Source organism: Streptomyces erythrochromogenes, assembly GCF_036170895.1.
GTDB lineage: Bacteria > Actinomycetota > Actinomycetes > Streptomycetales > Streptomycetaceae > Streptomyces > Streptomyces erythrochromogenes.
This window is the reverse complement of record NZ_CP108036.1, coordinates 3,190,459-3,213,870: the sequence shown is the minus strand read 5'-3', so window position 1 is coordinate 3,213,870 and position 23,412 is coordinate 3,190,459. Positions and strand designations below refer to the sequence as shown.

The following is a 23,412-nucleotide window of genomic DNA, read 5'->3' as shown; positions in this document are numbered from 1 at the left end:
CAGAAAGACACTTGTCGATGTGCGGCCCGATCGCGCCGCCCCGCGTGCGCGACCTCGCGGAGGACGATCCTACGTTTGAACCCCGGGGGCGCATCAAGGGTCTCATGAGGTCATATGCGTCGGGGTGCGGTCCCAGTCCTCGGGCAGGACCGGAATCCTCCAGGCGGGATCCGGCCGCCACTCCTGCCAGCCGGCCGAGAACGGAGCACCCCATTCCTCGATCAACGCGACCGCCGCACGGCCTGCTTGCCTTACCCGCCGTGCCTGCTCACGGCCCATCAGACCGGACCGCTGGGCCTGCGCGAACTCGTCCTCGTCCAGCCACTTCCAGCTGCGGTCGGGGTAGACGGCGATGTCCAGGAAGTGGTCCTCGGAATCCACTCCACCGGCCCATCTCGACCGCGGCGCCTCCAGGTTCACGTACCAGTTCTTGAACGTCCAGCCCGGTCCCCAGAACAGCCAGACCGACCAGGGGTCCCCGGGACGGGCCAGTTTCAGGACACCGCCGCCGAACCAGCGCGAGCGCACGGTCGTGCGCGGCGCGGTGTACCGGGTGGCGAGCGGTTCCTCGTGGACGGGGGTGCCGTCGGCGAGGACCGGCTTGACGCATTCGGTGCCGGGGGCCATCCAGACGGCGAGCACCTCGTCGGTGTCCTGCACCACGGTCACCGGGCGGCAGATGTGCACGGCGCCCTTCAGACCCGGGGCGTGGTCGCGGTAGCGCCACAGGATCTGGTCCCCGGGCGCCCAGCGCGTGCCGCGCGCGGGACCCGGCTGCGCGCCCGGCGCCCGGCCGCTCCCGGGCTTGAAGGTACCTGTCATGCGCAGATCTTAGGGCGGGGGCCCGTACGCCCGCTGCGGTGCAGGTCACGGAGCGGTTCGGGGACGGTGAACGACCGGATCCGGCCCCCGCCCCCGGGGTGGCGGCGACCGGTCAGGGACGCGTCATGCGCAGGACGTCCAGGGCCTCGTCGAGCTGCTCCAGGGTGAGGTCGCCGCGCTCCACGTAGCCGGACTCCAGGACGACCTCCCTGATCGTCCTGCGCTCGGCGAGGGACCTCTTGGCGACCTTCGCGGCCTCCTCGTAGCCGATGTAGCGGTTGAGCGGGGTCACCACGGAGGGCGAGGACTCGGCGTACTCCCTGGCCCGGGCCTCGTCGGCGGTGATCCCGTCGACCGTGCGGTCGGCCAGCAGGCGGCTCGCGCCGGCCAGCAGCCGGATCGATTCGAGGAGGTTCCTGGCCATCACGGGGAGCATCACGTTGAGTTCGAAGTTGCCGGCCGCACCCGCCACCGCGACGGTGGCGTCGTTGCCCATGACCTGAGCGGCGACCATCAGGACGGCCTCCGGAACCACCGGATTGACCTTCCCGGGCATGATCGAGGAGCCGGGCTGGAGGTCAGGGAGGCTGATTTCGGCCAATCCGGTCCGCGGACCGGAGGCCATCCAGCGCAGGTCGTTGCAGATCTTGGTGAGCGATACGGCGACCGTGCGGAGCATTCCCGAGGTCTCCACCAGCGCGTCCCGCGCACCTTGGGCCTCGAAGTGGTTGCGCGCCTCCGTCAGCGGCAGCCCGGTGGCGACCGCCACCTCGGCGATCACGGCGGCCGAGAAGCCGGGCGGGGTGTTGATGCCGGTGCCCACCGCGGTCCCGCCCAGGGGGAGTTCGGCGAGGCGGGGCAGGGACGAGCGCAGCCGCTCGACGCCGTAGCGGATCTGGGCCGCGTAGCCGCCGAACTCCTGGCCGAGGGTGACCGGGGTGGCGTCCATCAGGTGGGTCCGGCCGGCCTTGACCACCCGGTCGAACTCGACCGCCTTGCGCTCCAGCGCGGCGGCGAGGTGCTCCAGCGCCGGGACCAGTTCGTTCGCGACGGCGGCGGTGGCGGCGATGTGGATGGACGACGGGAAGACGTCGTTGGAGCTCTGCGAGGCGTTGACGTGGTCGTTGGGGTGCACGTCCCGGCCCAGGCGCTCGGTGGCCAGGGTGGCGATGACCTCGTTGGCGTTCATGTTGGACGAGGTCCCCGACCCGGTCTGGAAGACGTCCACGGGGAAGTGGTCGTCCCAGCGCCCGTCGGCGACCTCGGCGGCGGCGGACCGGATCGCGTCGGCGACGTCCTGGTCCACCACGCCGAGGCGGGCGTTCACGAGGGCCGCCGCGGCCTTGATCCGGGCGAGGGCCCCGATGTGGGCCCGCTCCAGCCGCTGTCCCGAGAGGGGGAAGTTCTCCACGGCGCGCTGGGTCTGCGCGCGCCACTTGGCGTGCAGCGGCACCCGTACGTCGCCCATGGAGTCGTGTTCCGTCCGGAACCCGTCGGTCTGCTGATCATCTGTCATGTCTGCTGCCTCCTAAAAAAGTTGAGCAATTCTCTTGTCGGCGGTGTTCCCAACTCCCCTACTGACCAGTAAATACCGGGGGTAACACCGATGTCCGGGGAGGCGTCCATGGCACGTGCCCGCACGAAACCCATGCTCAGATCTACCTTCGCCGCCGTCGCGGCGTTCGCGGCCGCCCTGGGGGGTGTCACCGCCGTCACCCCCATGGCCCAGGCGGCCACCACCTCCGGGGTCGTCGCACCCCTCTCGCCCGAGCTGGAGGCGATCCGCGCCGCCGAAGCCGTCAAGATCTACGGCGACCCCGCCGTGCGCCCGCAGGCCGACCGCAAGACCGGCCTGATCTCGCTGGGCGACAGCGAGATCTCGGGCGAGGGCGTCGGCCATTACGACCCGGCGACCAACACGCCGAACAACCAGTGCCACCGCTCGCCCGATGCCGCGATCCACCGCACCGGCATCCCGGCCGACCTCACCTTCAACGTCGCCTGCTCCGGCGGCTACACCGGCAACATCAGGATCGGCGGCAGCAAGCAGTACGCCGACGAACTGGTGCAGAGCGACAGCCTCGCCATCAAGGCCCGCAACACCAGGATCAAGATGGTCCTGCTGGTCGCGGGGGCCAACGACGACCTGCAGTTCGGCCCCGTCATGACCGACTGCGTCACCCGCTGGATCCTCAGCCAGGGCACCTGCGAGCCCAAGTACGCCCCCGGCTGGCAGGCCCGCGTCGACGGCCTGAGGCCCAAGGTGGAGGCCACGGTCGCGGACCTCAGGACGGTCATGCGCGACGCCGGCTACGCCGACGCCGACTACAAGCTCGTCGTGATGGGCTACCCCAGCCCCATCGGCCCCGACTTCCACGACAACCCGGACTTCCCCGGGAAGCTGCCCGGCGGCTGCGCCGGCTACGACTCGGACGCCACCTGGGGCCGCAACTACGCGGTACCCACCTTCGAGAAGGGCATGCGCGCCGCGGCCCTGGCCTCCGGCGCGATCTACCTCGACAACTCGCGCCTCTTCCACGGCCACGAGGTGTGCATGGAGGACACCTGGGCCCGCGGGCTCTACCTGGACCTCGGGGACCACTTCCCCTGGGACGAGAACACCGCCCGCCAGTCCTTCCACCCCAACTACCGCGGACACGGGGCCTTCGCGTCCTGCCTGACCCAGCTCTACGACTCGGGCCTGCGCGAGGCCTCCTGCGCCGATCCCGCGAGCACCGGCAGGCCCGTCCTCCAGGCCGGAGCCTGGGACGACAAGTTCAAACCGCTCAGGAACGAGGCCACCGGCAACTGCCTCGACTCCTTCGGCGGCTCCAGCGCCAACGAGACGAAGATCGTGGGCTGGGACTGCCACAGCGGCCGCAACCAGGGCTGGTGGTACGACACCGCCCGCAAGTCCGTCCACATCGAACTGACCCAGGACCGCTGCCTCGACACCCCCGGCGCCAACTACGGCTCCGGCACCGGCCTGATCATCTGGAACTGCCACGGCGGAGCCAACCAGCAGTTCGTCCGCGACGGCGCCACCCTGCGGCCCGCCGCCGCCCCCGGCATGTGCCTGACCGTGGCCGCCGCCCACGAGCCGCTGCGCCTGCAGAGCTGCAACGGATCCGCGAACCAGCGCTTCGCATAACCGCCCCGCACCGCCAGACCCCCCACGCCCGGCCGGCGCACCCCGGCCGGGTGTTCCCGTACCCGTACCCGTACCCGTGCCCGTGCCCGTACCGGTGCCGGTCACAGGGAGCCCAGGTACTCCCGCACCTCGCGCGGCCGGTTGGTGATCAGGGTGTCCACGCCGAGCCGCACGCACAGCTCCACGTCCTCCGGCTCGTCGACCGTCCACACCCGCACCCGCAGCCCCTTGGCCTTCAGCCGCCCCACCAGCCCCGGATCCTTGCGCACGAGGTCGATGCCCGGCCCGGCATGCCCCGCGAACGGCGGCCGGACCGGCCGCAGCCGCCGCTCGATCAGATAGACGGCGGGCAGGCCGGGCGCCAGCCGGTTCAGCCTGATCAGGGCGTTGCGCGAGAAGCTCATCACCTCGACCAGGCCCGCCGAGCCGTCCGCCAGCCCGTGGTCCTTCAGGACCCGTACGAGCTCCGCCTCCAGCCGGCCACCGGCGCGCGTGGGGTGCTTGGTCTCCACGGCCAGCCCGACGGGCCGGTCGGCGGCAAGCGCCTCCTTCAGCAGGTCCTCGAAGAGCAGCACCTGCGCCCCGCGGTGCTCCTCGCCCTTCCACCTGCCGAAGTCCAGGGCGGACAGCTCCTCGTACGTCATCTCCGAGACCACCCCGCGCCCGTCGGAGGTCCGCTCCACCCGCCGGTCGTGCACGCAGACCAGTTTGTGGTCGGCGGTCAGCCGTACGTCGCATTCGAGGGCGTCGGCACCGTCCGCGACGGCCTGCCGGTAGGCGGCCAGGGTGTGCTCGGGGTGCTCGTGGGAGGCCCCGCGATGGGCGACGACCCGGACGGCGCGGTCGGTACGGAGCTGCGTGTGCGTCATGCCCCCGACGTTATCCGCATGCGCGGGGCGCCCCGGTAGCGCATCCTGCGCGGATGGCGGAACAGCAGATGTACCTGGTCGCACACTGCGAGCCCTGCGAGGAGTGCGTCCGGGAGGAGTGGCAGTTCGTCCGGGACGGCGAGCTGCGCTGGGAGGGCTACGACCACTGCCCCCGGTACAGGACCTACGCCTGCGACCGCGGCCGGGGCGTCCCCCCGCCCTGGATCCGGGAGCGCATCCTCGCCCGCGAAGGCACCGTCCACCTGCCCGTCGGCGGGCCCGGCGGAGTGCCGATCGCGCTGCTGCGCCGGCTGTACGGACTGAGCATCGCCGAGGTCGTCGCCGCGCGGGCGGAGGGGTACCGGGCCACCCCCGTTGAGGCCCGGTACCTGACGGACCCGGCGCCGTGACTACGGCTGCGGCTTCGGCCGGGGGGCCAGCGGGGCCGGGGTGACCTTGAAGCCGCCCTTGGTGACCTCGGTGAAGGGCGCCGGGGCCATGCAGGTGCCCACCGTCGGTTGGGCGACCGAGCCGTCGGGCTTCGCGTCCACGTTCACGATGCCCCACGAGAAGCCCACGCGGTCGGGCGCGCCGCGCTCGCCGTCCTGGATGCTGAGGCCGATCCGCCTGCCCTCCCAGCCGACGTTCGAGCTCCTGACCACCGCGGTGACCGTCGCCGTCCTGCCGCCCGTCACCAAGCAGTCCACCTCGGCCTCGGCGACGGCGGTGACGTTCTCGTCCGGCATCGCGTGGTAGACGGTCACCCGGCCGCGCGCGTCCGTCGGCAGGCCCTGCTCCAGGTTCTCGGCCTTCAGGGGCCTGCTGAACGGCACCGACTCGGCGTCGACCGTGAAGCGGATGTCGTGCGAGGCGGGTACGTACGGGTAGTGCACCGTGCCGCCCCCGTGCACCGAGGCGATCTTCGGCGCGGCCGGGGCCGCCGGGGCGGGGGCGGCCGCCATCAGGGTGCCCAGCAGGGCGGCGGATCCGGCGACGGCCAGGGCGCGCGTGCGGTTCTTCATCGTGAACTCCCGTGTTCCAAAGGCTGATCGGGTACGGGAAGAGCCTCGCCGTCCGGCGCCCCCGGCTCCATCTGCCGATCGGCGGAAACACCCGAGGGGCCCTCTGCCGTTCGGCAGAGGGCCCCTCGTCGCAAGAGCGCTGCTACAGGCCCGGGCCGCGGACCGGGATGTGGGTGAACGTCGGCTCGGGGGCCGGGTTCTGGAAGAAGTCGTTGCCCTTGTCGTCGACCACGATGAAGGCCGGGAAGTCCTCGACCTCGATCTTCCAGACGGCCTCCATGCCGAGCTCCTCGTACTCCAGGACCTCGACCTTCTTGATGCAGTCCTGGGCCAGGCGGGCCGCGGGGCCGCCGATCGAGCCCAGGTAGAAGCCGCCGTGCGCGGCGCACGCGTCCGTCACCTGCTGGGAGCGGTTGCCCTTGGCCAGCATGACCTTCGAGCCGCCCGCCGCCTGGAACTGCTCGACGTAGGAGTCCATGCGGCCGGCCGTGGTCGGGCCGAAGGAGCCCGACGCGTAGCCCTCGGGGGTCTTCGCGGGGCCGGCGTAGTAGACCGGGTGGTCCTTCAGGTACTGCGGCATCTCCGCGCCCGAGTCCAGCAGTTCCTTGATCTTGGCGTGCGCGATGTCGCGCGCCACGACCAGCGGGCCGGTCAGCGACAGACGGGTCTTGACCGGGTGCTTCGTCAGGGTCGCCAGGATGTCGTCCATCGGCTGGTTCAGGTCGATGGAGACGACGTCCGAGGACTCGGACAGGTGCTCGTCCGTGGTCTCCGGCAGGAAGCGCGCCGGGTCCCGCTCCAGCTGCTCCAGGAAGACGCCCTCGGCGGTGATCTTCGCGGTGGCCTGGCGGTCCGCCGAGCAGGACACGGCGATCGCGACGGGCAGGGAGGCGCCGTGGCGGGGCAGGCGCACGACGCGGACGTCGTGGCAGAAGTACTTGCCGCCGAACTGCGCGCCGATGCCGATCTTCTGCGTCAGCTCGAAGACCTGCTGCTCCAGGGCCTCGTCGCGGAAGCCGTGGCCCAGCGGCGAACCCTCGCGGGGCAGCTCGTCCAGGTAGTGCGCGGAGGCGTACTTGGCGGTCTTGAGCGCGTGCTCGGCGGAGGTGCCGCCGACCACGATCGCCAGGTGGTAGGGCGGGCAGGCCGCCGTACCGAGCGAGCGGATCTTCTCCTCCAGGAACTTCATCATGGAGGCCTCGTTGAGGACCGCCTTGGTCTCCTGGTAGAGGAAGGACTTGTTGGCCGAGCCGCCGCCCTTGGCCATGAAGAGGAACTTGTAGGCGCCGCCGTCGGTCGCGTACAGCTCGATCTGCGCGGGCAGGTTCGAGCCGGTGTTCTTCTCCTCCCACATGGTGAGGGGGGCCATCTGCGAGTAGCGCAGGTTCAGGCGGGTGTAGGCGTCGTAGATGCCGCGCGAGAGCGCCGCCTCGTCGCCGCCTTCGGTCAGCACGTTCTGGCCGCGCTTGCCCATGACGATCGCCGTACCCGTGTCCTGGCACATCGGCAGGACGCCGGCCGCGGCGATGTTCGCGTTCTTGAGGAGGTCGAGCGCGACGAACTTGTCGTTCGACGAGGCTTCCGGGTCGTCGATGATGCGGCGCAGCTGCGCGAGGTGCGCGGGGCGCAGGAAGTGCTGGATGTCGTGGATGGCCTCCTCGGCGAGCTTGCGCAGCGCCTCCGGCTCGACCTTGAGGAACGTACGGCCGTCAGCCTCGAAGGTGGACACGCCCTCGGCGGTCACCAGCCGGTAGGGGGTGGTGTCCTCACCCAGGGGCAGCAGGTCGGTGTACGCGAACTCCGGCATTGGGGCCATTCCTCACTCGGCAGACAGCACTGACGACCAAATTGGCAGCGCAGTCCACCAGCGTAGAACCTCCCGCCCGGCGTGTGTTTGTGAGGTAGGGCTCAGTCGGCTGGACTCGGTAGTATCGCGATCTATCGTGTCTCGCTATGCTGGCGTCGTGGACCTGGAAAAGCACCCCGCCGCCCCCGCGCCCGGCCCTGCCGCTCTGCGCGCTTCCGACGCCGACCGGGACCGGATCGCGCAGATCCTCGGCGACGCCCTCGCCGAAGGCAGGCTGACCGCCGAGGAGCATTCCGAGCGCCTGGACACGCTGTACGCGGTCAAGACCGTCGGCGAGCTGGAACAGCTCGTACGGGATCTGCCCGCGCCCGGCGGCGTCCACACCCCGCCCGCGTCCGCGTACGCGGGTGCCGCCACCGGACCGGCCGCCGAGACCATCGTCGCCGTGTGCAGCAGCTCCAGCCGCAAGGGCCGCTGGCGGCCGGGCGCACACACCCGCGCGGTCTCGGTCATGGGTGACATCACCATCGACCTCACCCAGGCGGTCTTCGAGCAGCAGGTCACCGAGATCAACGTGACCTGCGTCCTCGGCAACGTCGAGGTCCTGGTCCCGGAGAACGTCACCCTGCGCGGCTACGGCAGCGGGGTCCTCGGCAACTTCGAGGTGCGCGGCGAGGGCCGCGGCGAGACCGACCCGCAGGCGCCGGTGGTGATCGTCCGGGGCTTCTCCCTGCTCGGCAACATCGAGGCGCGGCCCAAGCTGGGCGCCCGCTTGGTCGACCTGGCGCGCAAGCTGCGCAAGCACCTCGACGGCTGAGACGGCGCCGAGACGGACGGCGGTCCATCCGGATGCGGAGGGTCTCGTTTCGGACGAACCCCGGGTGCCCCGTGGCACCCAGTGCATAGGGGCGCGTACAGCGGGTAGGGACAGGTGCGTCGTCTCTCGCTCACGTATACGTCGTCAGGAGTAGACCGTGCCGCATCCGCCGCATCAGTCCCTGCAGGTAGCCGCCGTGAAGAGCCTTCAGGGTCCTGCGGCACGCCCATCGGCCGTGCCGCAGCCGCGGGTGCCGGCCAGGGCCGAGGACGGCCCCTGGCACGCGGAGGCGGTGTGCCGCCGCGACGAGGCGGGACTGTTCTTCGCGCCGTCCAAGGAGCCCACCGCCGCCCGGCTCTCCCGCGAGGAGGCCGCGAAGCGCGTCTGCGCCCGCTGCCCGGTGATGGTCGCCTGCCGCGAGCACGCGCTGCTCCAGCCCGAGCCGTACGGGGTCTGGGGCGGTCTCACCGCGGCCGAGCGCCGGGTGGTGCTGGCCCGGATGCGGCGCCGCTCCGCCGAGCTGCGGCAGGCCCCGGGGGCGGGGTCGATAGCCGCGGCGGGCTGAGCCGGTCGCCGCTGCCGGCCGAGCCGGTCGCCGACCGGGCAGGCTGCGGTCCGCGTCGCACGCCATCGACGGCCATGGACGGCCATGGACAGCCGCGGACGCCCCGTGGCGTCCCCCACGCCCTCCATGCCCTCCACGCCTCGTACGCGGACACGCGAGAGGGGCGGTCACCCCCGCACAGGGTGACCGCCCCTCTCGCGTTGTGCCCCCGCCTGCTTACTGGGCGCGGTCGAAGTCGATCGCGCTGTACGCGCGCAGCTTCGACAGGCGGTGCGTGGAGTCGATCTTCCGGATGGTGCCGGACTTGGAGCGCATGACCAGCGAGGACGTCGTCGCGGTCTCCGAGCGGTAGTGCACGCCGCGCAGCAGCTCGCCGTCGGTGATGCCGGTGGCGACGAAGAAGACGTTCTCGCCCGAGACCAGGTCGGTCGTGGTGAGCACGCGGTCCAGGTCGTGGCCGGCGTCGAGGGCCTTCTGGCGCTCGGCGTCGTCCTTCGGCCACAGCTTGCCCTGGATCACGCCGCCCAGGCACTTGATCGCGCAGGCCGAGATGATGCCCTCGGGGGTGCCGCCGATGCCCAGGAGCAGGTCCACGCCGGTGCCCTCGCGGGCGGCCATGATGGAGCCGGCGACATCGCCGTCGGAGATGAACTTGATGCGCGCGCCGGTCTCGCGGATCTCCCGGACGATGCCCTCGTGGCGGGGGCGGTCCAGGATGACGACCGTGACGTCCTCGGCGTGCATGCCCTTGGCCTTGGCGACCCGGCGGATGTTCACCGAGACCGGGGCGTTGATGTCGACGAAGTCGGCGGCCTCGGGGCCGGTGACCAGCTTGTCCATGTAGAACACGGCGGACGGGTCGAACATCGTGCCGCGGTCGGCGGCCGCCAGGACGGCGATGGCGTTCGGCATGCCCTTGGCGTTCAGGGTGGTGCCGTCGATCGGGTCGACGGCGATGTCGACCTCGGCACCCGTGCCGTCGCCGACCTGCTCCCCGTTGAAGAGCATCGGGGCTTCGTCCTTCTCGCCCTCGCCGATGACGACGACGCCGTTCATCGAGACGGTGGAGATCAGGGTCCTCATCGCGTTGACCGCGGCGCCGTCCGCGCCGATCTTGTCGCCGCGGCCGACCCACCGGCCGGCGGCCATGGCGGCCGCCTCGGTGACCCGTACGAGTTCGAGCGCGAGGTTGCGGTCGGGGGCCTCCGGAGAGACTTCGAGCTGGGGCGGCAGGTTGTGCTCGGTCATCGGAGCGCACCTTTCTGTACGGCGACGGCCGGGAAGTGAGGGTGCTGGAACTCTATCGGTACGTCGACATATTGAGCAGGGCGGGTCACGTATGAGCGGAATATCGGTCATTCGATTGTCCTGAGCGGACGCCTTGCGTCCCGTGCGGGGACCGGGTGGGGCGAGTCCAGGTTGCGCCGCGCGCCGCGCCCGCGCGACCCCGGCGGTGATCGCCCCCCGCTGATGCGGGACGATGGTGCCGTGGCAGGTATGAAAGGCAAGCAGACGATCTGGGACATGGTCCGGTCGCTGGCGGTGATCGGCGTCGTCGTCGCCGGGATCTACCTCTTCGTCCCGCATGACGACAAGGCCGATCCCACGCGCACGGTGGACTACCGGGTGGAGACCATCACGGCCCGGCGCGCGGCCCCGTACCCGGTGGCCGCCCCCGTGGGCCTCCCGGAGCAGTGGCGCGCGACCTCGGTGACGTACGAGCGCAAGAAGGCCGACGCCTGGCACCTGGGCTTCCTCGACCCGGAGCAGCAGTACGCGGCGGTCGAGCAGTCCACCGACACCTCCGTGAAGTACCTGGAGCGGGTCACCCACAAGGCCACGGCCTCCGGGCAGACGCAGCAGGTCGGCGACACGGCCTGGGAGCGCTGGGACGGCGAGAAGTACGACGCCCTCGTGCGGCGTGAGCAGGGCTACGTCACGGTGGTGACCGGCACCGCCTCCTTCGAGCAGCTCGGCACGCTGGCGGCGGCGCTGGAGTTCAAGCAGGGCCGCTAGGGACGCCTCCTGGTCCTCGGCGGCGCGGCCCTCGCCGGCCATGAACCGCCAGACCGGGGCGTGCCCCAGCATGATCAGGCCGATCAGCATCAGCGCCTCGGCCCGGATCGGCCGCAATCCGAACGGTTCGGCGAGTTCGGGGAAGGCGCCGATCACCGCGATCAGGGCGTGGAGCAGCGCGGCCGCGGCCCGCTGCCAGATCAGGAACCGGTCGCCGCGCGCCCGGGCCGGCAGCCGCAGCGTGCAGACGCAGCCGAACACCGCGAGGACGACGAAGGCCGCCCGCCGGACCTGCGGCTGCTCGGTGCCGCCGATCTGGGGAACAGGCCCATCAGGGCGGGCAGCAGGAACGACGGGTAGATCCCGCCGACGACGCGCCGCAGGGCGGGGTCGCGCATCCGGTCGTGGTGGCTCTGGACGACGTTCCACCACAGCCCGACCAGGGTGGAAGCAGGTGGCGGAGAAGAGTGCGTGGAAGGTGCTGCATCCATGGACGACGAGGGTGGGCAGCACCGGCGCCCCCCCCCCCGCGGCCGTCCCACGCCCGCCGCCCGCCCTTCCCGCCGGGACGGACGTGCGCGAAGGGCCGTGGCCCCCGGTGATCCGGGGGCCACGGCCCGTTTCGCGTGCCTGCTGTGGCGCTCAGACGGTGGTGATGACCTCGTCGAAGGCCAGGCGCGGGGAGCGGTCGAACCAGGCGCCCTCGGCGGCCGGCTTGCCGATGTTGATGACCATGATCGGGGTGTGGTCGGCGTCCAGGAACTCCTTCTGGATGCCGGCGAAGTCGGCGCCGGTCATCGGGCCCGCGGCCAGACCGGCGGCGCGGATGCCGATGATGAAGTACGCGGCCTGCAGCGCGGAGTTCAGCAGCGCGGACTGCTCGCGGACCGGGCGCTCGGAGAAGAACGCGTCCTTGGCCTGCGGGAAGTGCGGAAGCAGCTGCGGGAGCTCCTCGTGGAACTCGTTGTCCGCCGAGAGGATCGCGACCAGCGGGGCGGTCGCGGTCTTGGCGTCGTTGCCCGTGGCCATGTGCTTCACCAGGCGCTCGCGGGCCTCGGGGGAGCGGACCAGGGTGATGCGCAGCGGGGTCTGGTTGAAGGCGGTCGGGCCGAACTTCACCAGGTCGTAGATCGCCTGGACCTGCTCCTCGGTGACCGGCTCCTCGGAGAACGCGTTGGCGGTGCGGGCCTCGCGGAACAGCAGGTCCTGAGCGGCGGGGTCGAGAACGAGAGACATCGGGAAAGCCTTCTTCCGTACGGAGGTGAAGCGATGCCCATGACTCTACGGCCGAAGTAGATGAATTTTCAACTAAACTGCCGTGGCCGTGGCCGGGATCACTCCCCCTCGGCGGCCTCGCGCGCGGCCAGCGCCGAGTCCAGCCGGGCCCGGGCCCCCTCCAGCCAGTGCCGGCACACCTTCGCCAGCTCCTCACCGCGCTCCCAGAGCGCGAGGGAGTCCTCCAGCGAGGTCCCGCCGGCCTCCAGCTTGCGGACGACCTCGATGAGCTCGTCGCGCGCCTGCTCGTACCCCAGCGCCGTTCCGGCCTCTGTCATTCCCGTATCCATCCTCTGTGTGTCGTGCGACCGCGTGATTGCGGCCGTGTGGCGCTACTGCGAAGCCTCGGCCGTGTCCGAGGCGTCGGCCTCCTCCGCCCCCGCCGCCTCCTCCGCCTCCTCCGCCTCCTCCGCCTCCTCCGCCGCGTCCGGCGGGGAGACCTCCACGGAGAACGTGCCCTCCGCGACCCTGGCGCGCAGCACCTCCCGCGCCGACACCTCCTGCGGCGAGCGCACCACGTGACCGTCCGCCCGCTGCAGTACGGCGTACCCGCGCTCCAGCGTCGCGGCCGGCGACAGCGCCACCACCCGGGCCAGCGTGTGGGCGAGCTCCGAGTCGGCCCGGTCCAGCAGGTGCCCCAGCGTGCGCCTGCTGCGCGCCAGCAGAGCGTCCACCTCGTCCTCCCGCATCTCCACCATGCGCTGCGGATGGACGAAGACCGGCCGGCCCAGGGCGTGGGCGAGCCCCCGCTCCTCCCGGTCGAGCAGGGAGTTCACCGCGCGCAGCCCCCGGCCCTGCAACTGCCGTACCCGCTCCAGCTCCTCGCCGACGTCCGGGACCACCTTCTTCGCCGCGTCCGTGGGCGTGGACGCCCTCAGGTCGGCGACCAGGTCCAGCAGCGGGGAGTCCGGCTCGTGGCCGATCGCCGACACCACCGGGGTGCGGGCCGCGGCCACCGCCCGTACGACCTCCTCGTCGGAGAAGGGCAGCAGGTCCTCCACGCTGCCGCCGCCGCGCGCCACGATGATCACGTCGACCTCGTCCAGGGCGTCGAGCTCCTTGACCGCCCGGACCACCTGCGGCACGGCGTGCACGCCCTGCACGGCGACGTTGCGCACCTCGAAGCGGACCGCCGGCCAGCGGCGCCGGGCGTTCTCCAGCACGTCGCGCTCGGCCGCCGAGGCCCGCCCGACCACCAGCCCGATCAGCTGCGGCAGGAAGGGCAGCGGCTTCTTGCGCTCCAGCGCGAAGAGGCCCTCGGCGGCCAGGGAGCGCTTGAGCCGCTCCAGCCGGGCCAGCAGCTCGCCGATGCCCACCGGCCTTATCTCCGTCGCCCGCAGGGACAGCTGCCCGCGCGGGGCGTACCACTCGGGCTTGGCCAGCAGCACGACCCGCGCGCCCTCCGAGACGACGTCCGCGACCTCGTCGTAGACCTGGCGGAAGCAGGTCACGCTGACCGAGATGTCGTGCGAGGGGTCGCGCAGCGTCAGGAAGACCACCCCCGCTCCCGGCCGCCGCGAGAGCTGCGTGATCTGCCCCTCCACCCACACCTGGCCCAGGCGCTCGATCCAGCCCCCGATGAGCCGGGACACCTGGCCCACCGGCAGCGGCGCCTCGGCCGACGTATTCAGACCCATGTGCGCAGGCTATCCGGCGCCGCCGACAGTGTGTCAGGCCCCGGCGCCGGTGTCGCCGGGCAGGTCCCGGCGTCCGCGCTGGACGAAGAGCACCGCCAGGCCCACCGCCAGCCACACCGCACCCACCAGCTGAGCCGTCCGGGACGCCTCGACGATCACGGTGACGGTCACCGCCGCCCCGAGCACCGGGACGACCAGGTGCTTCCACCAGTTCGGCGGCCCCTCCCGGCGCCGGACCACGAACCAGCCCACCACCGAGGCGTGCAACAGGGTGAAGGCCACCAGCGCCCCGACGTCCACCACCGACACCAGGTGGTCGAGCCCGTCGTCGCGCCGGGCCGCCCACACCGCGGCGACCAGCGTCACGGTCGCCGCCACCAGCAGGGCGGCCCGCGGGGTGCCGTCCGAGGTCCGCGCCAGCGCCCGCGGCAGCCGCCGCTCCCGGGCCATGGCGAACACCAGCCGGCCGGCCGCCGCCTGCCCCGCCAGGGCGGCGAAGGCCGCCCCGACCGCCTTGCTGATCGCCACCAGGTCGTGCAGCCAGAAGCCGACCGAGGCCTCCGCCGCGGTGTAGAAGGCCGGGCCCTGCTGCACCGGATCCGCCGCCAGCTCCGCCGCGGACACCGGCATCAGCAGCGCCGCCAGGTAGCTCTGGACGACGAACAGCGTCCCGGCCAGCGCAAGGCAGAACAGCAGCGCCCGCGCCACGCGCTCCGATCCGCCCGTCACCTCCTCGGCGAAGGAGGCGATGGCGTCGAAGCCGAGGTAGGACAGGACCGCCACCGACACCGCGCCCAGCACCGCGGCCGTGCTGAAGCCCAGCGAGCCGTCTCCGGTCAGCGGCGAGAGCCAGCCGCGCCGGGGGCCGTCCTGGACCAGCACGACCGCCGCGGCCACCACGAAGACCAGCAGGACCAGCACCTCCATGACCAGCACGGCGAACCCCACCCGCGCGGCCGCCCGTACGCCCCACAGGTTGAGCGCGGTGGTCACCACGACGGCCAGGGCCGTCCACACCCACCGGGAGACCTCCGGCACCAGCGCGTTCATCGCGATCCCGGAGAAGAGGTACGCGACCGCCGGGATCAGCAGGTAGTCCAGCATCGCCATCCACCCGGCGATCAGCCCCGGCCCCTCGCCCAGGCCCTTGCGGGCGTAGGTGAAGACCGAACCGGCCTGCGGGGCCACCCGCACCATCTGCGCGTAGGAGAAGGCCGTGAAGGCCATCGCGACGGTCGCCACGAGGTAGACCAGGGCGACGGCGCCGTGCGACCTGGCGTCGAGCGTGCCGAAGACCCCGACCGGGGCCATCGGGGCGATGAAGAGCAGCCCGTAGACGACCAGATCTCGGAAGCCGAGACTCCGCCGCAGTGCCGCGGGCGCCGGGGCCCTGCCGGAATCCGTAGCGGACGCCATCAGTCCTCCGGGTGACGGGTGGGACGTTCTTACGGAACCTCCCGGCCAGTCTGTGCCGAACGGGCGACGTTCGGCCTGCTGGAGACCCCCGTACGATGGAGGCTATGACTGCTCCCGCCCCTGCTCCCGCTTCCCGCCGTGTCCTGCTCGCCGCGCCCCGCGGCTACTGCGCGGGCGTGGACCGAGCCGTGATCGCCGTCGAGAAAGCCCTTGAGCAGTACGGGGCGCCGGTGTACGTCCGCCACGAGATCGTGCACAACAAGTACGTCGTCCAGACGCTGGAGCGGAAGGGCGCCATCTTCGTCGAGCGGACGGAGGAGGTGCCCGAGGGCAACATCGTGATGTTCTCCGCGCACGGCGTGGCCCCGGTCGTGCACGACGAGGCGGCGCGCGGCAAGCTCGCGACGATCGACGCCACCTGCCCGCTGGTCACCAAGGTGCACAAGGAAGCCATCCGGTACGCCAACGAGGACTTCGACATCCTCCTCATCGGCCACGAGGGCCACGAGGAGGTCATCGGCACCTCCGGCGAGGCCCCCGACCACATCACCATCGTCGACGGCCCGCACGACGTGGACAAGGTCACCGTCCGCGACGAGTCGAAGGTCGTCTGGCTCTCGCAGACCACGCTGTCGGTCGACGAGACCATGGAGACCGTCGACGCGTTGAAGACGAAGTTCCCGCTGCTCGTCTCGCCGCCGAGCGACGACATCTGCTACGCCACCTCGAACCGCCAGGCCGCCGTCAAGGTGATGGGCGCCGACTCCGACCTGGTCATCGTCGTCGGCTCGAAGAACTCCTCGAACTCGATCCGGCTGGTCGAGGTCGCCAAGGACGCGGGCGCGAAGGCCGCGTACCTCGTCGACTTCGCGAGCGAGATCGACGAGGCCTGGCTGGAGGGCGTCGCCACCGTCGGCCTCACCTCGGGCGCCTCGGTGCCGGAGGTCCTGGTCGAGGAGGTCCTGGAGTGGCTCGCCGCGCGCGGCTACGCGGACGTGGAGATCGTCAAGACGGCGGAGGAGCACATCACCTTCTCCCTGCCCAAGGAGCTCCGCCGCGACCTGCGCGCCGAAGCCGCAGAACTGGTCGCCGACAAGTAACTCGTTTCGTACGGTATGTCCATGCAGATCTTCGGCGTGGACATCGGCGGATCAGGGATCAAGGGCGCTCCCGTGGACCTGGAGCGCGGCGACCTGGCTCAGGAGCGCCACAAGGTGCTGACACCGCAGCCGGCCACCCCCGACGGGGTGGCCGGCTGTGTCGTCGAGGTGGTGCGCCACTTCGACTGGGACGGCCCGGTGGGGGTGACCTTCCCCGGCGTGGTCACGGCGGGCGTCACCCGCACGGCGGCCAACATGGACAAGTCCTGGATCGGCGTCGACACCGCGGCGCTGCTCGCGCGCGAGCTCGACGGCCGGCCCGTCACGGTGCTGAACGACGCGGACGCGGCGGGCGTCGCGGAGATGACGTACGGGGCCGGGCGCGGGCGGGGCGGCACGGTCATCCTGCTCACCCTGGGCACGGGCATCGGGAGCGCCCTCTTCACGGACGGGCGGCTGGTCCCGAACACGGAGCTGGGCCACCTGGAGCTGAAGGGCCACGACGCGGAGACGCGGGCGTCGGTGAAGGCCAAGGAGGACGGGGACCTCACCTGGGAGCGCTGGGCGCACCGGCTGAGCAAGTACATGCAGCACGTGGAGATGCTCTTCTCCCCGGACCTCTTCGTCATCGGCGGCGGCGTCAGCCGCAAGCCGGAGAAGTTCCTGCCCCTGATCGAGGGCGTCCGCGCCGAGATCCTCCCGGCCCGGCTGCAGAACAACGCGGGCATCGTCGGAGCGGCGATGGCGGCGAAGGGGTAGAGGAGCTGGGTAGGGGAGCCGTACCGGTCAGGCGACGCGGCGGGGGACGCGGCGCCGGCCGATGAGCACCGCCTTGCGCACCAGCGCGATGAGGGCGGCCACGAGCGTCCCCGCGTACAGCCATCCGGCGTGCAGGGACAGCGCGGAGACCAGCCCCATCAGCTGTCCGCCGAAGCCGCCGGAGCCGCCCGAGATGGGCCACACCCCGGCGGCGAAGGCGATGGGGACGCCGATCGGCGCGGTGATCAGGTCGGCCGGCCGGACCCAGAGCGCGGTGGCGGCCGCTACGGGCGGGAAGAGCAGCCCGTAGACGAACAGCGAGGAGCCGAAGAGCAGCCAGCAGATCCCGGCGACGAGCACCATGGAGGTGCACGCGAAGAGCCCGCCGCCCAGGCCGGTCAGCCGGGGGCGGGGCATCCGGCGCGCGGGCGCGGGCCGCGGGGCGCCGCCGCCCTGGGCGGGCACGCCCGGGGGCCGCGGGCCCCGGCGCTGGGCCGGGGGTCGCTGCGGGTGAGGGGCCGGTCGCGTCCTGTATTGCTCCACCCCACCAAATTAGGCGGGAGGGCGCCCGGATCCGGGCCCGGACACGCGTACATCGACCGCCACTCATCGGAAAGTAAACTGTCCGGTGGCCCACTCCCGGGCCGCCGCCCCCTCCAGCTACGGGAAGTCGCCAACGTGTCGCTCACGATCGGAATCGTCGGCCTGCCGAATGTCGGCAAGTCGACCCTGTTCAACGCCCTGACCAAGAACGACGTGCTGGCGGCCAACTACCCGTTCGCCACCATCGAGCCGAACGTCGGCGTCGTCGGCGTCCCGGACTCGCGCCTGGCCGTCCTCGCGGGCATCTTCGGCTCGCAGCGCGTCCTCCCGGCGACGGTCGACTTCGTCGACATCGCGGGCATCGTGCGCGGCGCCTCGGAGGGCGAGGGCCTGGGCAACAAGTTCCTCGCGAACATCCGCGAGTCGGACGCCATCTGCCAGGTCATCCGCGCCTTCAAGGACGAGAACGTCGTCCACGTCGACGGCAAGGTCTCGCCCAAGGACGACATCGAGACGATCAACACCGAGCTGATCCTCGCCGACCTCCAGTCGATCGAGAAGGCCGAACCGCGCCTGACCAAGGAGTCCCGCCTCCAGAAGGAGAAGGTCGCGGTCCTCGCGGCCGTCGTCGAGGCCAAGAAGATCCTCGAAGCGGGCGACACCCTCTTCTCCAAGGGCATCACCAAGGGCACGGAGCTGGGCGACCTCCTCCACGAACTCCACCTGCTCACGACGAAGCCCTTCCTGTACGTCTTCAACGTGGACGAGGACGAGCTGACGGACGACGCCTTCAAGGCGGAGCAGTCGGCGCTGGTCGCCCCGGCCGAGGCGATCTTCCTCAACGCCAAGCTGGAGCAGGACCTCTCCGAGCTGGACGACGAGGAGGCCCTCGAGCTCCTCCAGTCGGTCGGCCAGGACGAGCCCGGCCTCGCCACCCTCGGCCGCGTCGGCTTCGCCACGCTGGGCCTGCAGACCTACCTGACGGCCGGCCCGAAGGAAACCCGCGCCTGGACCATCAAGCAGGGCGCCACGGCCCCGGAGGCGGCCGGTGTGATCCACACCGACTTCCAGCGCGGCTTCATCAAGGCCGAGGTCATCTCCTTCGCGGACCTGGTCGACTGCGGCTCGGTGGCCGAGGCCCGCGCCAAGGGCAAGGCCCGCATGGAGGGCAAGGACTACGTCATGCAGGACGGCGACGTGGTCGAGTTCCGCTTCAACGTCTGATCGCGTATCCAGATGCGGCCTGACCTGCGAGGATGGAGGTCAGGCCCTTCTGCTGTCCGCAACAGTCCGCAGGACCGGGAGCGGCCAGGTGTCGTAGACCGTGGAGCGGTGTCCGACCCACACCACCAGCTCCCCGTTGTCGATCGTGTAGACGACACGGTAGTCGCCGACCCGTAGGCGGCGGCGCTCAGGCTGGGATACGAGTGCCGTGGTGTTGAAGCCGAAGGGGTCGCTCTCCAGCTCTGTCAGTCTGGCCAGGATGCGAAGCGCCATGTCGCGCGGGATCTTGCGCAGCTCGGCCTGGGCCTCGGGTCGGAACACCGTGCGGTAGTCACTCACTGCGCGCCAGGGTCTCCCTCATCACGTCCTCGATCGGGACGCCGGCGGCCGGGCTCGCCATGCGCTCGTCGATGATGCGGTTGATCTCGCGCTCTTCCCACTCCTGGTACTTGCGCAGCACCTCGATCGAGACCACGGCGGCGACTTGCTTGCCGCGGCGGGTGATGACAGTGGGCACGTCGTCGCGGTCGGCGCGTTCGACGACTTCGGCCAAGTGGGCGCGTACGTCGCGAATGGACTCTATGTGCAGCGGCTGAGTCATGCCTACCGAGTGTGCCATGTGTACACAACGTGGGTTGCGTGCACTCGTGGTGAGCCGCCGATTGGGTGGCTGATTCCGGGGACGGAGATCCCGCGGCCCTACGGCGTGCAGGGGCACCCGCGTACGAGCCACGCCCCCGGCCGATGGACTGATTTCGCAAGCGTGCAGGTCAGAAGGGGCCGGACTCGTCGAGTTCGCCCCTTCTGCATGCCCATGCCGACTTGGTGCTGACTCGCGATCGCGCAGGCGGAGGCAGGCTCAGGCGTGGGGTACAGCCGTGGCGAGGACCACCTCGAATTCCTCGAGGCTGCGGGTGGTTGCGCGAGCCTTCGCCGTGGCCTCTCCGCGGACCGCCGCGACGGCGCCACGGGATGCCACGAGTGCGTTGCGGTCGGCGTAGAGCGCGCCGACGGCGACTCTGCCGCGGTCGCGATCGATGAGCAGGGAGATGCCGGCCAGTCCGGGAATTTTCTGGATCCTGGGCAGTGAGGTGTCGCGGAACGTGTCCACCAGCAGGTCGATGTCGGCCGGCTCGACGTCCATGTGGACCAGCCGGAACCCCGCGCCTGGCGCGAGTTCCTCTGCGCGCCGGGCGACCGCCGCTTCCCAGTTGTCGACCGTCACGGTCTGCGCGAAGGGTGCCATCATCTCGGCCCGCCGCTTGCTCAGGTTCTCGTAGCTGGCCTGCCGGGAGGCCTCGTCCTCCCACCACGATCCCACCAGGAGCTTGCCGAGCTCGCGGTCGGCGAACAGCCCCATCCCGCGAAAGCCCGGTTGCGCCGACAGCAGCGCACGCCCGTCGGTCCGTAGCGCCTCGGCGACCCCGTCGAGCTCGGCCGGATCACCCGTTGCGTAGATGCTGCGAACGTACATAGCGCCCTTTCCTGCCTTCCGGTGGCCCCGCGCGGGCTCGTTTTCCCACTCCACGCGATGACCGGGGCGGATGGGGGGCGACGCGGCAGGGGCATTCAGGTGAAGAGGTGAGCCGTTGGCCCCTGCTGTTTCCCGTGCTGGGCCGGCGCTGGGCATCTGGTCATCCATCAGTCGTTCGGCCCGCCTGAAGGACGCCGGTGCGCGGTCCAGCGGGACGAGGAGACCGTGACGCTTCACGGTGCTGAGCCTGGCGCGCTACGGCCGAGTCCCTGGAGAGGGCTCTGAGGGAGACATTCCCGAGCCCACGTTGCGCGGTGGCTCCGGGACTCCTGTGCCCGCACCGCACCTCGTCTGGTTCGCGAGCGGCCTTGCTGTGGCGAACGGCGAGCAGGACCCGTGGCCGCTGCCGGCCGAGGGTGGCGACGAAGACATCGCGGCTGAGCTGCGCAGGCACCTCGATTCCGTCGAGACCTCGTAGGCCAGTCCGCAGACAGTCCGCAGGTCAGGAGTGGGCCGCAGACATTCCGCTTCAATGTGTACGCATTCCCGTGCTGACTGGGTGCTGACTTCTCAGGTGCTTCGGGGCGGCGTGAGCTGGTCGAGGTCCAGGTTGACCTGGAAGGGCACCGGGCGCTGGAGGGTGCCCCGGAAGATCCCGGCGGGCGCGTAGGCGCCGGTGGGTTCGTCGAGCTCGTAGACGTGGGCGACGGGTGCCCCGTCCTCGTCCTCGATGCACCAGTAGTGCGGGATGCCGGCCTCCGCGTACTTGCGGAGTTTTACCGTGCGATCGCGATGGGCGGACTCTGGGGATACGGCCTCAACGACGAGCTTCACGTCCTCCGGGGCGTACCAGGTGCGGTCGGGGTCGTAGGGCAGGTTCGTCAGCAAGAGGTCCGGCTCGGGACGGTTGCGGGCATCGAGGCGGATCGTCATTTCCCCCTCGACCTCGAATCCGGCTGGCGCCTGCGCCATGAGCGTGGTGGTCAGGGCGGTGACGAGGCGGCCATGCCAGGACCGCTGGGGCGACATCATGAAGACGAGGGCTCCGTCGATCAGCTCGGTGTGGCGGGGTGCCTCGGGGAGGTGGTCCAGGTCCTCCGCGAACCAGCCTTCCGGGCGCGGCGGGCGCATCCAGTCGGGCAGTGCGGTCATGAGCCGACCCTAGCGATTGCGGCCGGATGAGACGTCGCTTCCGGCGGCCGGACCGGCGACGGAGCCGCGGGTTGCGGGGTACCGGCATAAAATGGGTGTAAAGGTACTTCAGGTGGGTCCGGGAGGCGTGATGTCCGTACATCCCGACGCGGCACCGCAGCGCGCGCAGCATGACCCCGAGGACACGCTCAAGCAGCTCGGGAGTTCCTGGCACTGGGCACTCGGAGTCGCTCTCGCGACCCTGATCCCGGGCATCCTCGTGCTCGTCTGGCCCGACGAGACGCTGCACATCCTGGCCGTGATCATCGGCCTGCAGCTCCTGGTGGCGGGCGGGTTCCGCTTCGTTGCCGCCTTCTCGCACAGCAACGACGCCGGCGGCAGCAGGCTGGCGAGCGTGCTGATCGCGGTCCTGGCCTTCCTGGCCGGCGTCCTCGTGCTGCGGCATCCGATGCAGACGATCGGCGCACTGTCCCTGATCGTCGGCGTGTTCTGGCTGATCACCGGAGTGCTCACGGCCTACGTCGCGATCGCCGACCGCCTCCTCGTCCACCGGGGGCTGCTCTTCGGCCTGGGTGCACTCGGCACCGTCGCCGGAATCGTCGTGCTCTGCTTCCCGGTGGACTCCGCGGTCGCCCTGACACGGCTGCTCGGGCTGTGGCTCGTCCTGCTCGGCGTGTTCGAAGTCGTGATGGCGCTGGTGATGCGTTCCGCCACCCGTCGGGTCACCGCACCGAGATAGCCGACCCCGCCCATTGCCTTGCGGCACAAGCTAGTTGCTGACTATCTTGTGCCGCATGACAAAGGAGCCGCCGGCGACCGGTGACCAACGGCGCAGCCAGCTCCTGCGCGGAGTGCTCGACCTGTGCCTGCTGTCCCTGATCGCCGAACGGCCCAGGTACGGCTTCGAGTTCGCCGAGGCCCTCGCCACCGGCGGACTGGAGCTGGTCAGCGACGGCAGCATCTACCCGCTGCTCGCCAGGATGGAGCGGGCGGGGCTCATCTCCTCGTACCGCGCCCCGTCCCCGAGCGGCGGCGCCCCGCGCAAGTACTACCGGCTGACCGACGCGGGGCACGCCGAGCTCGGCCGCGGCCGGGCCGACTGGCTCGCCTTCGCCGGACCGGTGGGCCGGATCCTGACCGCCACCACGCAATCCACGGGGGAGAACACGGCATGACGAACGCGCAGATACTCGCGGCCTGCCGCAGCAACTGGGAGTACCGCGGGATCGACGACGCGTCCATGCGCGAGATGCTCGACGAGCTCTCCGCGCACCTGGAGGACGCGGAGGCCGCCGGCCGCACCGCACAGGACGTCGTCGGCGGGAACGTACGCACCTTCGCCGCGGCCTGGGCCCGGGCGCGCGCCCCGCTCCCGCGCCGCGTGCTGCGCGCCGCGTCCATCGGCTGCTACTTCGCCGCCTGGGTCCTGCTGATCCCGTACCTGACCCGGTGGACCACTCAGTTGGACGTGACCCCCGGCAACCTCTCCTTCTGGGTGGTCCTCGCCGCGGTCACCGTCGCCTGGAACCTGCGCCGGGGCAGCCTCGGCCTCCTCCGGAGCTGGGGCGTCGCCCTCCTCGTCGCGCTCCCCGCGGGGATCCTGGTCGACTGGCTGGCCGGTGACGGGCCGCTGTTCACGCTGCCGCTGTGGGCGCCGCCGCTCCTGCTGCTGCCCGGGCTGCCGTACGCCGTCGCCGACGCGCGGGCCCGCAAGAACGCCGCTGCCGCCGGCGCCGCCTGACGGCGCGGTCCGGTCCGGTCCG

The 23,412-nt window shown here is 71.2% G+C and carries 28 protein-coding genes; 13 read left to right on the top strand and 15 right to left on the bottom strand.

Annotation, left to right across the window (positions count from 1 at the left end):
- Window positions 1-102 precede the first annotated feature (102 nt).
- The gene (gene fomD, locus OHA91_RS14300; protein WP_031153277.1) at window positions 103-822 is read right to left on the bottom strand and encodes a cytidylyl-2-hydroxypropylphosphonate hydrolase; all 720 of its coding nucleotides are present in this window, start codon (window positions 820-822) and stop codon (window positions 103-105) included.
- Between the two features lie 112 nt (window positions 823-934).
- Complete coding sequence (locus OHA91_RS14295; protein ID WP_328739310.1) at window positions 935-2,338, bottom strand: class II fumarate hydratase; 1,404 nt, start codon at window positions 2,336-2,338, stop codon at window positions 935-937.
- Between the two features lie 108 nt (window positions 2,339-2,446).
- Between OHA91_RS14295 and OHA91_RS14290 the strand changes: the two genes are divergently transcribed.
- Window positions 2,447-3,973: a ricin-type beta-trefoil lectin domain protein gene (locus OHA91_RS14290; RefSeq protein ID WP_328739309.1), complete on the top strand. Its 1,527-nt coding sequence runs from the start codon at window positions 2,447-2,449 to the stop codon at window positions 3,971-3,973.
- Between the two features lie 101 nt (window positions 3,974-4,074).
- On the opposite strand, the gene OHA91_RS14285 is transcribed toward OHA91_RS14290, so the two are convergent.
- Window positions 4,075-4,842, bottom strand: a complete 768-nt coding sequence (locus tag OHA91_RS14285; RefSeq protein WP_031153270.1) for a glycerophosphodiester phosphodiesterase — start codon at window positions 4,840-4,842, stop codon at window positions 4,075-4,077.
- Between the two features lie 53 nt (window positions 4,843-4,895).
- On the opposite strand from OHA91_RS14285, the gene OHA91_RS14280 reads away from it, so the two are divergent.
- On the top strand, window positions 4,896-5,252 hold the full coding sequence (locus OHA91_RS14280) for a hypothetical protein (RefSeq protein ID WP_328739308.1): 357 nt from the start codon (window positions 4,896-4,898) through the stop codon (window positions 5,250-5,252).
- Here the strand turns inward: OHA91_RS14280 and OHA91_RS14275 are convergent, their stop codons facing one another.
- Together OHA91_RS14275 and OHA91_RS14270 are read right to left on the bottom strand one after the other, a co-directional pair.
- The gene (locus tag OHA91_RS14275) at window positions 5,253-5,864 is read right to left on the bottom strand and encodes a hypothetical protein (RefSeq protein WP_328739307.1); all 612 of its coding nucleotides are present in this window, start codon (window positions 5,862-5,864) and stop codon (window positions 5,253-5,255) included. It abuts the gene before it with no gap.
- Window positions 5,865-6,006: 142 nt separating this feature from the next.
- Entirely contained in the window at window positions 6,007-7,671 is a 1,665-nt protein-coding gene (locus OHA91_RS14270) for a fumarate hydratase (RefSeq protein ID WP_031153263.1), read from the bottom strand.
- Window positions 7,672-7,828: 157 nt separating this feature from the next.
- On the opposite strand from OHA91_RS14270, the gene OHA91_RS14265 reads away from it, so the two are divergent.
- Together OHA91_RS14265 and OHA91_RS14260 are read left to right on the top strand one after the other, a co-directional pair.
- Window positions 7,829-8,488 (top strand): DUF1707 SHOCT-like domain-containing protein, encoded by a 660-nt coding sequence (locus OHA91_RS14265; protein WP_031153261.1) that lies wholly within the window; start codon window positions 7,829-7,831, stop codon window positions 8,486-8,488.
- Window positions 8,489-8,645: 157 nt separating this feature from the next.
- Window positions 8,646-9,053 (top strand): WhiB family transcriptional regulator, encoded by a 408-nt coding sequence (locus tag OHA91_RS14260; protein WP_031153259.1) that lies wholly within the window; start codon window positions 8,646-8,648, stop codon window positions 9,051-9,053.
- Between the two features lie 216 nt (window positions 9,054-9,269).
- Here OHA91_RS14260 and glpX read toward each other — a convergent pair whose 3' ends face one another.
- On the bottom strand, window positions 9,270-10,301 hold the full coding sequence (glpX, locus tag OHA91_RS14255; protein ID WP_031153256.1) for a class II fructose-bisphosphatase: 1,032 nt from the start codon (window positions 10,299-10,301) through the stop codon (window positions 9,270-9,272).
- A gap of 249 nt (window positions 10,302-10,550) precedes the next feature.
- Here glpX and OHA91_RS14250 point away from each other — a divergent pair, with 249 nt between their 5' ends.
- Both OHA91_RS14250 and OHA91_RS14245 read left to right on the top strand, forming a co-directional pair.
- Window positions 10,551-11,069 carry a DUF4245 domain-containing protein gene (locus OHA91_RS14250; RefSeq protein ID WP_266499838.1) on the top strand — a complete coding sequence of 173 codons (519 nt, stop codon included), beginning with the start codon at window positions 10,551-10,553 and terminating at the stop codon, window positions 11,067-11,069.
- Window positions 11,070-11,129: 60 nt separating this feature from the next.
- Entirely contained in the window at window positions 11,130-11,429 is a 300-nt protein-coding gene (locus OHA91_RS14245) for a hypothetical protein (RefSeq protein WP_328739306.1), read from the top strand.
- A 282-nt stretch (window positions 11,430-11,711) separates the two neighbouring features.
- Here OHA91_RS14245 and OHA91_RS14240 read toward each other — a convergent pair whose 3' ends face one another.
- From OHA91_RS14240 to OHA91_RS14225, 4 genes are all read right to left on the bottom strand, one after another.
- Complete coding sequence (locus tag OHA91_RS14240; RefSeq protein WP_031153248.1) at window positions 11,712-12,305, bottom strand: malonic semialdehyde reductase; 594 nt, start codon at window positions 12,303-12,305, stop codon at window positions 11,712-11,714.
- A gap of 98 nt (window positions 12,306-12,403) precedes the next feature.
- A complete protein-coding gene (locus OHA91_RS14235; RefSeq protein ID WP_328739305.1) occupies window positions 12,404-12,622 on the bottom strand; it encodes an exodeoxyribonuclease VII small subunit in 219 nt (72 codons plus the stop codon).
- A 54-nt stretch (window positions 12,623-12,676) separates the two neighbouring features.
- Window positions 12,677-13,981, bottom strand: a complete 1,305-nt coding sequence (xseA, locus tag OHA91_RS14230; RefSeq protein WP_328739304.1) for an exodeoxyribonuclease VII large subunit — start codon at window positions 13,979-13,981, stop codon at window positions 12,677-12,679.
- 33 nt (window positions 13,982-14,014) lie between these two features.
- Window positions 14,015-15,397 (bottom strand): APC family permease, encoded by a 1,383-nt coding sequence (locus OHA91_RS14225; protein WP_266498064.1) that lies wholly within the window; start codon window positions 15,395-15,397, stop codon window positions 14,015-14,017.
- A 95-nt stretch (window positions 15,398-15,492) separates the two neighbouring features.
- Here OHA91_RS14225 and OHA91_RS14220 point away from each other — a divergent pair, with 95 nt between their 5' ends.
- Both OHA91_RS14220 and ppgK read left to right on the top strand, forming a co-directional pair.
- Window positions 15,493-16,497, top strand: coding sequence for a 4-hydroxy-3-methylbut-2-enyl diphosphate reductase (locus tag OHA91_RS14220; RefSeq protein ID WP_381626218.1), 1,005 nt, complete (start codon window positions 15,493-15,495; stop codon window positions 16,495-16,497).
- A gap of 21 nt (window positions 16,498-16,518) precedes the next feature.
- On the top strand, window positions 16,519-17,256 hold the full coding sequence (gene ppgK / locus OHA91_RS14215; protein ID WP_031153238.1) for a polyphosphate--glucose phosphotransferase: 738 nt from the start codon (window positions 16,519-16,521) through the stop codon (window positions 17,254-17,256).
- Between the two features lie 27 nt (window positions 17,257-17,283).
- Here the strand turns inward: ppgK and OHA91_RS14210 are convergent, their stop codons facing one another.
- On the bottom strand, window positions 17,284-17,721 hold the full coding sequence (locus OHA91_RS14210; protein WP_381732854.1) for a DUF6542 domain-containing protein: 438 nt from the start codon (window positions 17,719-17,721) through the stop codon (window positions 17,284-17,286).
- A 213-nt stretch (window positions 17,722-17,934) separates the two neighbouring features.
- Between OHA91_RS14210 and ychF the strand changes: the two genes are divergently transcribed.
- Window positions 17,935-19,023: a redox-regulated ATPase YchF gene (ychF, locus tag OHA91_RS14205; RefSeq protein ID WP_031153234.1), complete on the top strand. Its 1,089-nt coding sequence runs from the start codon at window positions 17,935-17,937 to the stop codon at window positions 19,021-19,023.
- Window positions 19,024-19,062: 39 nt separating this feature from the next.
- Here ychF and OHA91_RS14200 read toward each other — a convergent pair whose 3' ends face one another.
- The 3 genes from OHA91_RS14200 to OHA91_RS14190 all read right to left on the bottom strand — a co-directional run bounded on the left by OHA91_RS14200 (window position 19,063) and on the right by OHA91_RS14190 (window position 20,497).
- Entirely contained in the window at window positions 19,063-19,362 is a 300-nt protein-coding gene (locus OHA91_RS14200; protein WP_266498054.1) for a type II toxin-antitoxin system RelE family toxin, read from the bottom strand.
- Window positions 19,355-19,624, bottom strand: a complete 270-nt coding sequence (locus OHA91_RS14195; RefSeq protein WP_266498053.1) for a type II toxin-antitoxin system Phd/YefM family antitoxin — start codon at window positions 19,622-19,624, stop codon at window positions 19,355-19,357. The genes OHA91_RS14200 and OHA91_RS14195 overlap by 8 nt, the downstream gene beginning before the upstream one ends.
- 258 nt (window positions 19,625-19,882) lie before the next feature.
- On the bottom strand, window positions 19,883-20,497 hold the full coding sequence (locus OHA91_RS14190; protein ID WP_031153228.1) for an antibiotic biosynthesis monooxygenase: 615 nt from the start codon (window positions 20,495-20,497) through the stop codon (window positions 19,883-19,885).
- A gap of 331 nt (window positions 20,498-20,828) precedes the next feature.
- Here OHA91_RS14190 and OHA91_RS14185 point away from each other — a divergent pair, with 331 nt between their 5' ends.
- Complete coding sequence (locus tag OHA91_RS14185; RefSeq protein ID WP_189972167.1) at window positions 20,829-20,975, top strand: hypothetical protein; 147 nt, start codon at window positions 20,829-20,831, stop codon at window positions 20,973-20,975.
- A gap of 92 nt (window positions 20,976-21,067) precedes the next feature.
- On the opposite strand, the gene OHA91_RS14180 is transcribed toward OHA91_RS14185, so the two are convergent.
- Complete coding sequence (locus OHA91_RS14180) at window positions 21,068-21,649, bottom strand: Uma2 family endonuclease (protein ID WP_031153226.1); 582 nt, start codon at window positions 21,647-21,649, stop codon at window positions 21,068-21,070.
- Between the two features lie 130 nt (window positions 21,650-21,779).
- On the opposite strand from OHA91_RS14180, the gene OHA91_RS14175 reads away from it, so the two are divergent.
- From OHA91_RS14175 to OHA91_RS14165, 3 genes are read left to right on the top strand one after another with little or no spacing between them, the layout of a single operon-like run.
- On the top strand, window positions 21,780-22,388 hold the full coding sequence (locus OHA91_RS14175; RefSeq protein ID WP_031153224.1) for an HdeD family acid-resistance protein: 609 nt from the start codon (window positions 21,780-21,782) through the stop codon (window positions 22,386-22,388).
- Window positions 22,389-22,443: 55 nt separating this feature from the next.
- The gene (locus OHA91_RS14170; RefSeq protein WP_051893312.1) at window positions 22,444-22,824 is read left to right on the top strand and encodes a PadR family transcriptional regulator; all 381 of its coding nucleotides are present in this window, start codon (window positions 22,444-22,446) and stop codon (window positions 22,822-22,824) included.
- Window positions 22,821-23,390 (top strand): hypothetical protein, encoded by a 570-nt coding sequence (locus OHA91_RS14165; RefSeq protein WP_328739303.1) that lies wholly within the window; start codon window positions 22,821-22,823, stop codon window positions 23,388-23,390. Before OHA91_RS14170 ends, OHA91_RS14165 begins: the two co-directional genes overlap by 4 nt.
- Window positions 23,391-23,412: the final 22 nt, after the last annotated feature.